General features: G+C 42.3%; 12 protein-coding genes. 2 read left to right on the forward strand and 10 right to left on the reverse strand.

Going from position 1 to position 13,636, the window contains the following annotated elements:
- Positions 1-243: 243 nt before the first annotated feature.
- The 8 genes from ACKTT2_RS07785 to ACKTT2_RS07820 form a co-directional block, all read right to left on the reverse strand.
- Positions 244-1,056: a response regulator gene (locus ACKTT2_RS07785; protein ID WP_407885389.1), complete on the reverse strand. Its 813-nt coding sequence runs from the start codon at positions 1,054-1,056 to the stop codon at positions 244-246.
- A gap of 1 nt (position 1,057) precedes the next feature.
- Positions 1,058-3,487: a hybrid sensor histidine kinase/response regulator gene (locus ACKTT2_RS07790; RefSeq protein ID WP_407885390.1), complete on the reverse strand. Its 2,430-nt coding sequence runs from the start codon at positions 3,485-3,487 to the stop codon at positions 1,058-1,060.
- A 191-nt stretch (positions 3,488-3,678) separates the two neighbouring features.
- The gene (locus ACKTT2_RS07795; RefSeq protein ID WP_407885391.1) at positions 3,679-4,479 is read right to left on the reverse strand and encodes a phosphate ABC transporter ATP-binding protein; all 801 of its coding nucleotides are present in this window, start codon (positions 4,477-4,479) and stop codon (positions 3,679-3,681) included.
- Between the two features lie 42 nt (positions 4,480-4,521).
- Complete coding sequence (gene pstA, locus ACKTT2_RS07800) at positions 4,522-5,376, reverse strand: phosphate ABC transporter permease PstA (RefSeq protein WP_407885392.1); 855 nt, start codon at positions 5,374-5,376, stop codon at positions 4,522-4,524.
- Positions 5,369-6,247, reverse strand: a complete 879-nt coding sequence (gene pstC, locus ACKTT2_RS07805) for a phosphate ABC transporter permease subunit PstC (protein ID WP_407885393.1) — start codon at positions 6,245-6,247, stop codon at positions 5,369-5,371. The genes pstA and pstC overlap by 8 nt, the downstream gene beginning before the upstream one ends.
- Positions 6,204-7,049 carry a phosphate ABC transporter substrate-binding protein gene (locus ACKTT2_RS07810; protein ID WP_407885394.1) on the reverse strand — a complete coding sequence of 282 codons (846 nt, stop codon included), beginning with the start codon at positions 7,047-7,049 and terminating at the stop codon, positions 6,204-6,206. The genes pstC and ACKTT2_RS07810 overlap by 44 nt, the downstream gene beginning before the upstream one ends.
- A gap of 17 nt (positions 7,050-7,066) precedes the next feature.
- Entirely contained in the window at positions 7,067-7,375 is a 309-nt protein-coding gene (locus ACKTT2_RS07815) for an ArsR/SmtB family transcription factor (protein ID WP_407885395.1), read from the reverse strand.
- 284 nt (positions 7,376-7,659) lie between these two features.
- On the reverse strand, positions 7,660-8,193 hold the full coding sequence (locus ACKTT2_RS07820) for a protein-tyrosine phosphatase family protein (RefSeq protein ID WP_407885412.1): 534 nt from the start codon (positions 8,191-8,193) through the stop codon (positions 7,660-7,662).
- A gap of 207 nt (positions 8,194-8,400) precedes the next feature.
- Here ACKTT2_RS07820 and ACKTT2_RS07825 point away from each other — a divergent pair, with 207 nt between their 5' ends.
- Positions 8,401-9,387 carry a PstS family phosphate ABC transporter substrate-binding protein gene (locus tag ACKTT2_RS07825; RefSeq protein WP_407885414.1) on the forward strand — a complete coding sequence of 329 codons (987 nt, stop codon included), beginning with the start codon at positions 8,401-8,403 and terminating at the stop codon, positions 9,385-9,387.
- A 107-nt stretch (positions 9,388-9,494) separates the two neighbouring features.
- Here ACKTT2_RS07825 and ACKTT2_RS07830 read toward each other — a convergent pair whose 3' ends face one another.
- Both ACKTT2_RS07830 and ACKTT2_RS07835 read right to left on the reverse strand, forming a co-directional pair.
- Complete coding sequence (locus ACKTT2_RS07830; RefSeq protein WP_407885396.1) at positions 9,495-10,613, reverse strand: ABC transporter permease; 1,119 nt, start codon at positions 10,611-10,613, stop codon at positions 9,495-9,497.
- Between the two features lie 72 nt (positions 10,614-10,685).
- Complete coding sequence (locus ACKTT2_RS07835) at positions 10,686-11,561, reverse strand: Npun_R2479 family HD domain-containing metalloprotein (protein WP_407885397.1); 876 nt, start codon at positions 11,559-11,561, stop codon at positions 10,686-10,688.
- A 502-nt stretch (positions 11,562-12,063) separates the two neighbouring features.
- Between ACKTT2_RS07835 and ACKTT2_RS07840 the strand changes: the two genes are divergently transcribed.
- Positions 12,064-13,593, forward strand: coding sequence for an efflux RND transporter periplasmic adaptor subunit (locus tag ACKTT2_RS07840; protein ID WP_407885398.1), 1,530 nt, complete (start codon positions 12,064-12,066; stop codon positions 13,591-13,593).
- The last annotated feature ends 43 nt before the right edge of the window (positions 13,594-13,636 follow it).

Here is a 13,636-nt window from a genome sequence, read left to right on the forward strand (position 1 = left end):
TGTACAATAAAGAAATTCCTAACTTGCCTATAAATCGTGTATTTGCGGTGACAAGCTTAGAAGTTGGTTAGGTAAATGTCATTCGCCAATCAGTCATCTCTTTAAAGGGTATTAAATTATCGGCTATTTCTGGTTGAATTTCGTAACTGCTATCGTTATAAGCTTTGAGAAATATCCGATTTCTGTATCTAATTCAATCACTTTATGCGCGAACCAACAAATCTTTTGGCAGTTCGGGAGTAGTTAAAAATTGGGGAGTTTTTGAACTGTGGCACAATGATATCCTTCTCCATTAAACTCTATATAGTTAACAGTGATTTCTACTTTAATCAGTTGACCGTCTTTAGTTTGATGGAGAGTTTCAACGATTGAACAGCCTTTCTGTTTGCAGTTTTGCCAGTGCGATCGCCAAAAATCTAGTGAAACATTTGGATCTATATCGAGAACTGTCATGGTTAACAATTGTTCGCGAGTGTAACCTAAATACTGAGTGGCTGCTTCATTAACATAAATAAGTCGAGCATTGGAATCTACAAAATAGATAGCATCTTTAAATCTGTCTAAATAAAACTGGGAAAGATACAGCGCTAACTCTGTTTTTTGGCGATCGCAAATTTCTTGCTGTAGGCGCATATTTTGTTCTGTCAGTTGCTTTTGCAGCCTCCTAATAGTCAAACTATTTTCCACACGAGCAAAAACTTCTTCTTCACTAAATGGTTTAGTAATATAATCAACACCGCCCACTGCGAAAGCTTTTACCTTATCAAGAACCTCATCTAAAGCACTAATAAAAATAACCGGAATTTCGCGAGTGACAGGTGACGCCTTGAGGCGCTGACAAACCTCATACCCATTCATATCTGGCATCATAATGTCAAGTAAAATCAAATCTGGTGGAGCAGCTTGTGCTGTTTTCAAAGCTGTTTGTCCGTTAATCACTCGACGAACTTCATACCCAAGTTGAGTGAGCATGGCGGATAAAAGCCGCAAATTATCTGGTGTATCATCTACGACTAAAATATTTGCTTTTGGCGGTTGCTCTGGACGATAGTGCATCTCAATCGGGTTGTGTTAAATCTATAATCTTATCAATCCGGAAATTTTCAACTAAATCAATTAAGGAATTTGCAAGAGTTGCATATTCTTCTGGGATTTGTTCGATCAAGCTAAAAATTTGGTTCTCATCAGTGCAAAGTGCAGCTTGATAAAGTTGTGCTACCCATTCAGGAGACATAACTTGTAAAGATGAAGGTTCAAGAGTAAAAGATGAGGGCGTTGTTTCATCCTTTCTACTTTCAACTTCATCGACATCATAAATATAACGAACTCCTAAAAACTCAGCCATCTTTTCTAGAATGACTTCTTCCCGGAAGGGCTTGCGGACAAAATCATCGCATCCTGCAGATAAAACTACAGCTCTTTCCTCATCAAAAGCACTTGCTGTCAAAGCAATGATGGTAGTTGCTTGACCTCTTAAATGAGCTTTGATTCGTTTAGTCGCTTCATACCCATCCATCACTGGCATCCGCATATCCATTAAAATGAGATGCGGTTCCCATGTTTCCCATAAATGTACCCCTTCTAGACCATTTTCTGCTCCTCGTACCTCAAAGCCCAAAGATGTAAGCATTTGGAACAAGAGGTGGCGATTCTCCCATTTATCCTCAACTATCAAAATCCGGTATTTCGGTTGATTTGGTGCTACAGCAAGAACGCGCCGTCGTTTTTGCTCTCGTTGAGTTTCTAGCCTTTCCATTGGGGTAATTTGTACATCAAAGGAAAAAATGGTTCCATGACCCAATGTACTGCTTACAGTAATATCACCTTCCATAAGATGCACGAATTGTTGGCTGATGGTTAAACCCAAACCCGTCCCTTGCTGGGATTTTCGACCAGTTTCTGTCTGAACAAAAGGTCTGAACAATCTCTCCATCTCAGCTGGTGCAATTCCAGAACCGGTATCTTCTACTTCAAAATGAAGTTTATGAGTTTCTCCATTTCCCATTTTCACACGAAGCGCTACACCCCCTTCTTCTGTAAATTTAATGGCATTACCAACTAGGTTAATCAAAACCTGACGCAATTTGCTTTCATCTGTTTGCATATATCTGGGAACTTCAGGGTAGCGCTCAAATATCAGACTTAAACCTTTAGATTCTGCTTTTTGTCGGAACATCTCTTCTAAAGAGTCCAACATACCGTATAAATCAAAATCATTTTCATTCAGTGTTGTTCTACCAGCCTCAATTTTTGCCATAGAGAGGACATCGTTAATTAATGTTAACAAATGCTCGCCACTACGACTAATAATTTCAAGTTGTTCGACTTGGGAAGATTGGAAGGATGGGTCGCGAGTCAAGAGTTGGGTAAAGCCAAGAATTGAATTAAGTGGAGTCCTGAGTTCGTGGCTCATATTCGCTAGAAATTCACTCTTAGCGCGGTTAGCTGCTTCTGCTTCATGAGCTTTTTGTTCCAATTTGCGACTATAATTCTCTAACTGCAGTCGAGATATTTTTAATTGTCGTGTCAGCCAATAAACTCCAATTAAGAGAAATCCCACCGATACTAGCCCTACTAATACAATTGTTACTGCTAGTTGATGTGCGGGCAAAAAAGCTTCTTCTTGATGCATTTCTATTAAAAGAGCAAGGTCTTGGTCGTTTAGCCAACGATAGACTCCAATAACTGGTACTTTGGCATAGTTCTTATACAAATCCTCCCCACTGATACCATTCATAGCATCATCTATGCCTTTGCTACCGATCCCTTCCGGATACTCTTGAGTATTGGAATTTTCTTTAGAGATAAAAGTATTTTGCGTAATGAGGGAACCAACTAAATAAGTTTCACCACTTTTGCCTAAACCTTTTCGTTCTCGAACAATTTGGTCGATTCTTTCTAAATTAAGATGAGCTAAAATGACTCCTTGGCGAGCGCCTGTTGCATCGCGAAGCGGTGCGGCTAGGGTGACTGATGGTTTATTAGTCTCGGCGGAAACATAAAAAATCGGATTAAAAGAACTTCCTGGTTCTACTGTTTCAATGTATGTAATGCTTGCTAAAATTTCATATTCATTTTCGCGCTGCTTGTTAGTGGATAAAATAACTTTATTAGAGCGATCGATAATAAAAATTTCTTTAAAATTTGGTTTGAGCTTTACAACATTCTTCAAGTATTCAGAGAGAATATCGTGAGAAATTTTATATTTTGGCTCTGTTGTTGAGCTATTTAAAAGTACCTTGACGTTTGCTTGTACATCTGGAAACTGAGTAACAAGTAGAAAATCTCGCTGTTGATCCTCAAACCAACGTGTAATTTCTCCTTCTTTAAGGGTTGCAGTCACGCGCAACTGATTGAAAGCAGACGTTTTTAATGCTTCCCTCGCTTTAAAAAAGGCGACGCTTCCCACAACACCGACAGTAAATAAAGATAAAATTAGGAAGGAACTGGCGACTTTGGTGGTTAGGTGCTGATTCCACGAATTCATAAATTTATGGCGCTTCTATTGCTCTCCTGCTACCTTGGCAAATAAATTGATTTGTTTGATGTGCATTATAGTAAAAAAATTATGGAACCGCAGATGCACGCGGATGCACGCAGATGAAGTCGTACCTCTTTCGAATGAGAACTACTATATTGTAGATATTAAATTTTGCGGAAATCAACGCTACGGGCGGGTTAACCCCTTGCACCTGTTACATAAGCAGCTGTCAGGGGATGTTGGGGAGCATCAAAAATTTGCTCCACCTTTCCTGACTCAATGAGTTGTCCAACGCCGTCCTGCACCCAAAACAAGGCAACTCTATCGGCAATACGCTTGGCTTGAGCTAAGTTGTGCGTTACAATTATTAAGGTATAGCGCTGACGCAAACTAGTAATTAAATCTTCGACGATCCCACTGGAAATGGGATCGAGGGCGCTACAAGGTTCATCCAAAAGCAGGGCTTCTGGTTGCAAACCTAAAGCTCTAGCTATACACAAACGCTGTTGCTGTCCGCCCGAAAGTGCTAAAGCAGAAGTATGCAATCGGTCTTTGACTTCGTCCCACAGCCCCACATCCTGTAGACTTGTTTCTATAATCGTATCAATTTCCTCGCGCTTACGGATACCATGTTCTCGCAGTGGTAATTCCATATTCTTCCAAATTGATAAAGGAAAGGGATTGGGTTTTTGAAAAATCATACCGACTTGACGCCGCAGTGCGATAAGCTGGGTACAGCTTGCGCCAAGGGCGAACGCATTAGTTTTAGCATTTAGCACTTCTACAGAACCAATCCGAATTGCGCCTTTGACTCGACAGTGTGGAATCATATCTGTCAAACGATTCAAGCAACTCAGAAAACTAGTTTTCCCACAACCTGAAGGACCAACCAATGCCAATATTTCCCCCGCATTCACACTCAAGTTAACATTAGCGAAGGCGGTTTTTTGCCCGTATTGTAGAGTTAAGTTTTCTGTTTGAATGAATGGTTCAGTCATTCTATTGCTGTCATTTACTTTCATCGCTCAGTGACATTATTTTTATACAGAAAAAATTCTTTTATGCAACCAGCGTTCTGCAATCCATGCTGCTATGCCGTTAATCAACAGTAATAGTAACAGTAACACTAATGCTGAAGCGTAGGCATTAGCATCTCCCCCAGAGATGTTCATTGATAAATCAAAAATATGAATCGAAAGAGCACGCCCAGAATCTAGCAGCGATTCTGGCATCCTATCTACGTACCCACTAGTAAAAATTAAAGCAGCAGTTTCTGCGATCGCTCGACCAATACCAAGCACCAATCCCACAACCAATCCAGGAACCGCAGCTGGTAACAACAATTGAAATAGAGTCGTCGTGCGGGAGAAACCAAGGGCTGCTGCTCCTAATCTATACTCATTTGGAACGGCGCGAAATCCTTCTTCTGTAGAGCGAATTAAGATTGGTAACACCATACACGCCAAGGTTAATCCTCCCGACAAAATGGAAAACCCCAGCCCTAAAACTTTGCAAAAGAAGACATTGCCAAACAATCCAAAGACGATAGAAGGTACCCCAGCCAGTACGTCTAAACTACGCCGCACTATGCCACCAAACCAGTTTTGTGTTGGGGTGAACTCTGCTAGCAAAACTGCCGTACCAATACCAACGGGAATGGAAACTACCATACAAACTCCCATAATCAGGAAAGTAGAAACAAGAATGCTCGCAATTCCCCCTTCTCTACCAGCGTTTTCCGGTTCAGTTGTCAGAAATGTCCACGTCAAATGTCCCATGCCATACCAAAGAAGATCGCTCAGTATCCAAAAAAACACACCAGTCACTAAAGCAGCAGTTGTCCAAACAATAATTGTAGGTAGCCAATCTTTAGGGCTAAAAACGGGTTTAGTCATAAATTTTTCCCTGACTAATAACTTCCGCAACAGCAACCAGTAATACGATCGCACCCATCAGTACCAAACCGCTCACAAACAATGCAGAACGGTGATCCCCTGTAGCATAAGCCATTTCCAAGGCAATATTAGCTGTTAGCGTCCGCATGGGGTCGAATAGACTTTTTGGGACTTGTACGACATTACCGCACACCATGAGAACTGCCATTGTTTCTCCAATCGCACGACCGGTTTCGAGAATTAAGCCCGTGAATAATCCCGATTTGGCAGCTGGAAATACAACTCTGTAGATGGTAGTCCAACGGGTTAATCCCAAGGCTGTGGCTCCTTGAAGGTAAGAGGTTGGTACTTTGGCGAGACTTGCATCAGCCACAAGTGCAATTGTTGGCAGTATCATGACTGTGAGAATAGCAATGCCAGCGATAAGGCTCGGTCCTGGTGGATGTATCTTACCGATGGCGGGAACCAGCACTACCAATCCCCAGAAACCATAGACTACAGAAGGAATTCCCGCTAATAGTTCAATTAAGCGGCGGTAGAGCTTTGCGACTGCTCTTGGAGCGTAGAATTGGCAAAAAACAGCAGACAAAATTCCGATGGGTGTAGCAATTAGTACAGAGCAAATCATTGCCAAGAGTGTACCCAACAGCATAGGTGAGAGATTATATAGCCCTGCTGTTGGGTTCCAAGAGGAGTCGGTAAAAAAGCGGGTTAGTCCTATATGGTTGAGGACTGGTAACGACTCTAAAATCAAAAAGACGATAATTAAAAGTGCGATCGCTCCTGCTATAGCAGTTAGGAAGCGGAGTATCCAAACTAACCACAGGTCATTTGGAAACGACAACAAAGTTTTGCTTTTTAACAATGTCACTTACCTGTTGTGATTGTGCGAAATTAATAAATTCTTTTGCCAGTCCTTGAGGTTCAGTTTTGGTGACCAAGTTTAGTGGGCGGGAAATAGGAAAAGTGCTATTTTGCACGTTGGCTGTTGTCGCCTTCACACCAGCTATAGGTAGCAGTTCGATCGAGCCTCCATTTGCCACACTATTTTCAGCCGAGCCAATTGAAACATAACCGATCGCATTGGGGTTTCCTGCTACAGTCTTAATTCCCTGCTCGTTATCACCAATGACCACTTGTGCTTTAATGTCGGTATTTTTCAGTTTGAAGTAGTGGGTAAACAATTCTAGGGTAGAACGTCCTTCTGCCTTATTAACAACCGTAATTACTCCATCTTTGCCTCCCACTTGCTTCCAGTTTGTGACTTTTCCAGTGTAAATATTTACGATTTGCGAGTCCGTGAGAGATGACACTGGATTGTCTTTGTGGAGAATCACTGTCACTCCATCACGGGCGATTGAGAATGCTTTTAAATCTTGTTCTTCCGATTTTAAAGCACGGGAAACCATACCAATATCAGCCACTCCCTGGCGAGCATCAGAAATACCGCGAGAAGACCCTCCTGATTGGACGTCAACTCGCACACCAGGATGTTTGGATTCAAACCGCTTGCCAATTTCTGCTGCTAACGGTGCTACTGTACTGGAGCCTGTCAGTACAAGTTTATCTTGAACCTTATTTGCAGCGTTGTTTACTGAAGAACAGCCTTGCAGCCAAACACAGCTTGCTAGCCCAATTCCAAGGGGAACTAAAAATTGTGACTTTTTCATCATGAATAAATTAAATCGAATTAGGGATTTTGGTGAAAACAGAGAACACAGCAACCAAGGTTTAAAGCTTTGCTTGCAGTGACTTCCACTTCTGGAGCAAGGCGGTAAAGAACGGCTTTACCATCACGCTCTTGTACAACAAACTTTGCGCGACGCAAAACTTGCAAATGATGGGAGAGCAGGCTTTGTTCCAAGCCCAAAATTGCGTTCATCTCCCCCACATATCTAGGACTGTTCATGAGGAGTTCTAAGACTGCCAGACGGGTTTCATCTGCCAGTACTTTGAGCTTTTCTACACAGTCAACCTGCTTCTTTGTGCTATTTTTCATAGAGCAACTATTGCAGAGGTATCAGCTATTAACAATTGCGATCGCAATTCAAAAACGATTCATATGAAATTCCATTCATATTTCATGTAAAAAAAACCACCTCTCTTGATTTTAGTTAACCTTTGAAATACCTCAAATTGCAGCAATTTTCACTTTTATTAGACCACCTTAACTGTGGGGTGGGCGTCCTCGCCCGCGCTCTCTAATATACGGGCGGGGATGCCCGTACCACAAGAGCATAGTGTGGTTCATTTATTTGAAAACTAATGTAATAACTAGTGACTTTAGTAATTTGCACGACAATTATCCAAAAGTGCGTTTAGTTGTGCTACGACTTTCCACGGATTGCGACCTTTAAGTAAAGCAACAATTGCCGCTTCGTAGGGATTTCTTCCAGTCCGTTTCACAGACGCAATTGCCTCTGAGTTGGATAATCCTCGTTTACTCACTAACCAAGCCGCTAAAATATGTCCCGTTCGACCAATCCCGCCAGAACAGTGGACGACTACCTTCTCCCCAAGCTGGTCTGCTGTTGCTAGGAACGGCAGAATCTTTTGGAGCAAGGTTTCACTGTTGACAAGTTGAAAATCTTCAATCGGTGCCCAACAAACCCGTTCTACCCCAAACACCTGTTGGTAGGTTCCAAGGAGATCTGAGTAACGAGCTAACTGAGAATCAGAAAGCAAGCAGCAAACTCGTTGTATACCTTGACACTTCATAAAGTGAATCCAATCGGATACGTTTTGGGCGGAGTACCTCGGTCTTGAGGCACCAAAAACGATTGGATCGAGTTCACTTGCAGCAGCAAAGTTGTGTATCCTTTTAACCATTTCTTTGAGACTTACTCCAGATAATACCAACAATGTTTATAGTTTCCGTCCCCTCCTATCTCAGTTAATCAGTGCTTAGCAGTCCGATCTCTTAAATTAATAATAATTTATATTTAACTTTTACTTAACTTATACTAAAGGAGTAAGCTGCTATTTTAAAAGTCTTCTGACTCTACAAGCGAGCGACATATGTCTATGCCCCAAAAGTCCGAAACCACTGTTCTTGTTTTGGCACTGTTAATTACAGTGGGATTAGTAGGAGGTGGTGTTTGGTGGTTGATGAAGCGCTCCGGTGTTGACTTAGGTGGTTTAGTCAAGAATCAATCGCAACCTGTGGGGCAGTCCAACATTGAAAGTTTTTCCTCTGTGCAGAACGTTCCATCTGGAGTGTTTAACTATGGTGGTAGCACGAGCTGGGTATCTATCCGCAAAACCGTAGATCCAGTTATTCAAAACGTCTGGCCTCAGTTTCGCTTGCGCTACACTGACCCCGATCGCAGTGCTCCTAGCTCTCAGACAGGTATCCGGATGTTGTTAGACAATCAACTCTCGTTTTCTCAATCTTCTGTCCCGATTTCTAATGAAGCATATGAGCAAGCGCGACAACGGGGTTTTTCTCTTCAAGAAATACCTGTGGCGATTGATGGCGTTGCGATCGCTGTCAACCCAAGCTTGAACATCAAAGGTTTAACGGTAGCCCAATTTAATGATATTTATGCAGGCAAAATCACCAACTGGAGACAAGTAGGTGGTCCCGAGCTAAAAATCACACCCTACGGTAAGAAAGACCGAGACTCTGGTAGCACTATTGTATTTATGCCAACGACAACCGAAGCTTTGCGCCAAGTAGCTGTCAATCCTGGGGGGATTTATTATACCTCTGCGCCTTTGGTGGTATCGCAGTGTAACGTTAAGCCATTGCCGGTAGGTCGTAACTCCAATGAACTTGTTTCTCCTTACAAACCACCCTTTATTCCCCTGTCTCAATGTCCGCAACAGCGCAACCAAGTGAACGAGGAAGCTTTTTTAAGCGGTCAGTATCCCCTAAGCCGACGATTATCGGTACTGATTAAACAGAATAATCAACTTGACCAACAAGCAGGTGAAGCTTATGCTCGCTTACTACTAACTGCTCAAGGACAGGAATTAATTAAAAAGGCTGGGTTTGTAAGTATTCGCTAGTTACTCCCTGGGAGTGCCATTCGATTACCATTATATGTAGGGTGGGCAGTGCCCACCCTACGCTCTTATCGGTAATTTTAGAGCCCAAAGGGAGTAGCTTTGCTGTATCACCGTTGCAAACTGCGGGGATCGAGGGCATCCCTTAGCCCATCACCTAGTAAGTTAAAAGACAACACTGTCAGGATAATTAAAACTGCTGGAGGCCAAATCAACCAAGGTTGTAAGACGAGAATAGAAGCGTTAGTTGCTAGAGATAACATATTACCCCAAGAAGGGTCAGGCTGCTGAATTCCCAATCCAATTAGACTAAGTACGGCTTCCGCCGCGATAAAACTGGGAATAGCCAGAGTAGCAGAAATAATGATATAGGTCGCGGTTTGTGGCAGTACGTGACGAAGGATAATATAAAGTGGTTTGCCTCCCATTGCTTTGGCTGCTTGGACGTATTCTCGCTCTTTAATTGAAAGCACCTGTCCGCGAATAACCCGTGCTAATCCCGCCCAACTGATAAAGGAAGTAATGACAACAATGAGTAAGAAGCGCTGAGTATTAGATATACCTGGTGGTAAGACTGCTCCTAAAGTTACCAACAGATAAATACTGGGAAAAGTCATCAATACTTCTGTTAAACGCATGATGACACTATCCGTCCAGCGACCAAAATATCCAGAGATTCCACCTATAATGAGTCCCAAGGGAAAGGTGAGAAGGACACCTATAATACCGATAAACAAGCTGATTCGACCGCCAACGAGCAAGCGACTTAATTGATCGCGTCCTTGGTCATCCGTACCAACAAGGTTAAACTTTACCTCACCGTCAGCACCAAATAAATGCCAATTTAGGGGGATACCGGGAATGATATCGACTTCTTCCCATTTAGGTGGAAGGGGTACGCTTAACTGAAATAAACGGTAAGTAGAACCATTGACGAACAGCCGCAAGGGAGAAGGCTTTTTGTAGTTGACAATCAGTTCGCGATCGCCTGTTTCTAAATTTGTTTCGCCTTGAGTTGTGGGATAAACATGAGGTCCGATAAATTGTTTTGATTCTTGAGAAACCCAATAAACGCGAGTTGGTGGCAATAGGGAACCATTTGGTTGAGAGGCATAAGGGTCATAAGGGGAAACAAAGTCAGCCGCAATGACGAGCGTGTAGAAAATCAAGAGCACGATCGCCCCAAATTTTGCTAAAGGATTTTTCTTAAGTCTGTACCACCAATTCATAGGAATTATAAATTATAAATTATGAAATTATATAGTAACATTCATAATTCAGCATTCATAATTCATAATTCCTTATGCGCGAAGCTTCTCCATCAAATACAGGTTATCTTCTTGAGATTTTTCGTGTTCTATAACAAACACGTTAGAGTAAAGATTGGCAATAATTTGTTTGCCTTGCTGTGTTAGAGAAAGGTAACGTAGCGCATCGCGAATGTACTGATAGACAACATTCCAATAAAACTTAGCGTAGTTTTTGCGTAAATCGGAAGGATTTTGGTAACCCAATACCTTATTCATACCAGTTTCTTCAAACTCATAGAATAAGGAAGTAATCTTTTTCAAATAACGAGGATCGCTTAACTGACCGATCAGATCTGCTGCACGCACTAATCCTGCAAAACTGTGTGGATCTTGGTGGTCATCTGCAGCTGGTACTGGGAAGCGAGTTAATTCAATGTTTCTCTTGATGACTTCAGAATCGATTAGTTTGTGACCGCCAAAACGTTCATCTATAAAAAGTTTGGCTCTATCAACATGGTGAGGCGTAAGGCTAGCATCCGAAGCACCCGGTGCTAGACTAATCATTTTTCCTTCTTTACCAGTCGCATACAAGCCTTCTTCATCGCGATCTTGACGGCATACCCCTTTCACATAACCAATGTCATGGCAAAGTAAAGAGATCATAAAATGCAGCCAGTCTTCACTGGAAACCCCACCTTCACGAATATGTTTCCCACGTAAAATTTCTTGCCCTACTAAAGTGACTAAGATGGAGTGTTCTACGTTATGATACAAGGCGTCGCTATTGGCAATATTTTCCAAAGCCATATTACCTGCCCAAGCTATGATATCTTGGTAATCGTGCTTGTAACAGCCATAGGTACGAGTGTATCCTTCACGAATTTGCTCTACAAAGGTGTCTATTAAAATCTCAGTTGCATTAAACATAGTAACCACTCAATTTGATAAGAATTATTTATGATTTATCCTAAATTATCATAATCATAATGATAGTTCCGGAGTTAACAGGTAACCCCTTGAACGCTCTTATGGAACGGACTTGTAACTGAATTAGCTATGTTGCCAATTCACTAGTAAATCTTTCTGACTTTAGCACAGCAATAAAGCAGTGACTAGTAATCAGTGACCAGTTTAACAGCGATCGGTGACCAATTAGACAGTGACCAGTAGCCAGTTAAAGGTAGGGTATTTGAATAATGAAGTAATATCTTTTTCTCCATCAACAACTTTAGAGACTTGCACTACGTTTAGTAACCATTTGTTATTGGTCACTGGTCACTGGTTACTGGTCACTGGTCACTGGTCAGGTGCTAAAGTTATGACTATTGTCATGGGTATATTCCGGGGAATCACACAACCGGAAGGTGAACAAATACGTCATATTTAATATATAGCAATCATTTTTCAACTTTCTTAAGCAAGACTGCTTATGGTAGTTTGGCAGAAAGCGGAGGCATCAACTGTGGGTGAAGAGAGTTTATCGAAACTAGAACTGGAAGAATCAGTGGTGGAGGAAGACGCCAGATGGGAAGAGGAAATAACGGTTCCTAAGCGAGGGAATTCTTGGCTAATACCGTTGTTAATAGGTACTGGCTTAGGTGTTGCTCTCTCCTTTGGAGGAATGCGCGTTCTCAGTAATCGTTCGGTGAGCCAACAACCAGTTGCAACCGCACCAAACATGACTGTCACTGTCGCACTAGTTGAAACAACCCGTGTTGCCCGTACACTATACACGACGGGAAGTGTAGCAGCACGCGATCTAACTCCGGTTTTGCCTCAAGCAAATGGTTTGCAAATCAAAAAAATTCTTGTGAAGCAAGGAGAAAAAGTCGAAGCTGGTCAAGTGATGGCTATCTTAGACGATTCTCTTCTACAAGAGCAAATTCGGCAAGCACAAGCGGAAGTAGAGGCAAAACAGGCGGATGTTGGTTCCGAACAAGCTAATTTAATATCGAAACGAGCATCAGTGTCATCTAGCGAAGCTGTTGTTGCTTCTAATCAAGCAATTGTACAGCAAAAACTAGCTGATTTGGCTCAAGCCAAAGCAAAGTTGAGAGAGGCGGAACTCAATTTCAATCGCAATCAACAACTATCAAATGAAGGAGCAATTAGCCGCCAACAATTTGATACTGCTACAACAAATTTAGCAACGGCAACAGAGACAGTACGTCTTGCTGAAGCTAATATTAGAAGTGCTCAAGCCAATGTTAAGAGCGCTCAAGCGAACATTGGCGGTGCATTGGCAAATGTCAATATTGCCCAAGCTAATGTCAATAGCGCCCAAGCTAATGTCAGGAGTAGTGCGGCTAAGGTAGGACAACTCAAAACTCAACTCAGACAAACTGTGGTTCGCGCCCCTGTCTCAGGAGTTGTGGCAGAAAAATTGGCACGAGTTGGAGATGTGACGGGCGTACCGCCACAAACTCAAGTTGGAACAGTGGTTGGCGGAACACAAAAATTGTTCTCAATTATTCAAGATGGCGAGTTGGAATTGCTTGCACGAGTTCCAGAAATTCAATTGCCACAAGTCCGAATTGATGCGCCCGTACAAATCACTTCCGATTTGGATAGCCGGGTGAAATTGCAAGGAAAAGTGAGAGAAATAGAACCAGTTGTGAATCAGCAAAGGCGCGAAGCAACGGTGAAAATTAATTTGCCTGCTACGACTTTTTTAAAACCGGGTATGTTTGCCCGTGCTGCCATTACTACCACAAGCATAACGGGTATAGCTGTACCGCAAAAAGCCGTAATACCTCAATCTGATGGCAGTGTAATTGTATTCATGCTATCGGGTGAAGACACAGTTCGCGCTCAAAAAGTAGAACTGGGAGAGGTTCTTATTGGTGGCAGAGTGGAAGTCAAAAAAGGATTGCAACGTGGCGAGCGCATCGTCATCCAAGGTGCTGGCTATCTCAAAGATGGCGACAAAGTGCGAGTCGTTAATGCTGATAGCTATTAGTTAATGACTAATGGCGATCGACAACTAACAATAGAAATCTTAT

Origin of the sequence: Scytonema hankhaensis NUACC26 (assembly GCF_045865695.1) — a bacterium.
GTDB lineage: Bacteria > Cyanobacteriota > Cyanobacteriia > Cyanobacteriales > Nostocaceae > Scytonema.

Excerpts from the sequence above, each read along its gene's own strand:
- ACKTT2_RS07785 (WP_407885389.1), bottom strand. The coding sequence starts at position 1,056 with ATGCACTATCGTCCAGAGCAACCGCCAAAAGCAAATATTTTAGTCGTA.
- ACKTT2_RS07790 (WP_407885390.1), bottom strand. The coding sequence starts at position 3,487 with ATGAATTCGTGGAATCAGCACCTAACCACCAAAGTCGCCAGTTCCTTC.
- ACKTT2_RS07795 (WP_407885391.1), bottom strand. The coding sequence starts at position 4,479 with ATGACTGAACCATTCATTCAAACAGAAAACTTAACTCTACAATACGGG.
- pstA (WP_407885392.1), bottom strand. The coding sequence starts at position 5,376 with ATGACTAAACCCGTTTTTAGCCCTAAAGATTGGCTACCTACAATTATT.
- ACKTT2_RS07810 (WP_407885394.1), bottom strand. The coding sequence starts at position 7,049 with ATGATGAAAAAGTCACAATTTTTAGTTCCCCTTGGAATTGGGCTAGCA.
- ACKTT2_RS07815 (WP_407885395.1), bottom strand. The coding sequence starts at position 7,375 with ATGAAAAATAGCACAAAGAAGCAGGTTGACTGTGTAGAAAAGCTCAAA.
- ACKTT2_RS07825 (WP_407885414.1), top strand. The coding sequence starts at position 8,401 with ATGCCCCAAAAGTCCGAAACCACTGTTCTTGTTTTGGCACTGTTAATT.
- ACKTT2_RS07830 (WP_407885396.1), bottom strand. The coding sequence starts at position 10,613 with ATGAATTGGTGGTACAGACTTAAGAAAAATCCTTTAGCAAAATTTGGG.
- ACKTT2_RS07835 (WP_407885397.1), bottom strand. The coding sequence starts at position 11,561 with ATGTTTAATGCAACTGAGATTTTAATAGACACCTTTGTAGAGCAAATT.
- ACKTT2_RS07840 (WP_407885398.1), top strand. The coding sequence starts at position 12,064 with ATGGTAGTTTGGCAGAAAGCGGAGGCATCAACTGTGGGTGAAGAGAGT.